Annotated in this window: 1 protein-coding gene; it reads left to right on the top strand. The window is 50.9% G+C overall.

Annotated elements, in window-relative coordinates:
* Positions 1 to 303 precede the first annotated feature (303 nt).
* Complete coding sequence (locus tag KP708_RS15485) at positions 304 to 480, top strand: CopG family transcriptional regulator (protein WP_215757252.1); 177 nt, start codon at positions 304 to 306, stop codon at positions 478 to 480.
* Positions 481 to 594 lie beyond the last annotated feature (114 nt).

Here is a 594-nt window from a genome sequence, read left to right as displayed (position 1 = left end):
TACCCAAATTTTCATTTAAGCGCCAAGTTTACACGCCCACTAGACTCAAGATTCAATGGTATAGGCCAAATTTTCATTTAAGCGCCAAGTTTACACGCCCACTAGACTCAAGATTCTAAATCCGAGTAATATTTATACCTGAGCAGCCTGCGGCGCTAGCGCGCTGCATTCGCTCTGGGTCTGCACCAATGTTTTTTTCTGATTCTTCTGTCTGCTCATGACGCAACGCCATGTTAGCGGCTCCACCTACCGTTTTCCGGTAGTATCACTGTCTGCACTTTATTGAGCGACAGGAKCGGCCTGATGAGCGCACACCCGATTGTCCAGCCTGACTACGCCGAGACGACAGCTTTTGCTGACGCCGTTCGAGACGGAATCCGCGCCGCAGATGAAGGGCGCAAGCGTCCCTATTCTGAGGTGCGTAACTGGCTCCTCTCTTGGGGTACGGAACACGAAAAACCTGCACCACAGCGCGGGTAATCGTGCAAAATTTCATCGTTGATATTACCGATCCAGCGGTCGATGACCTCCAGCGCGGGTAATCGTGCAAAATTTCATCGTTGATATTACCGATCCAGCGGTCGATGACCTCCA

The organism is Gluconobacter sp. P5H9_a, assembly GCF_018812085.1.
In the GTDB taxonomy this organism is placed as follows: domain Bacteria; phylum Pseudomonadota; class Alphaproteobacteria; order Acetobacterales; family Acetobacteraceae; genus Gluconobacter.
Note: the sequence above shows the minus strand (reverse complement) of the source record. Positions and strands in the feature narration are given on the sequence as shown.

Excerpts from the sequence above, each read along its gene's own strand:
- KP708_RS15485 (WP_215757252.1), top strand. The coding sequence starts at position 304 with ATGAGCGCACACCCGATTGTCCAGCCTGACTACGCCGAGACGACAGCT.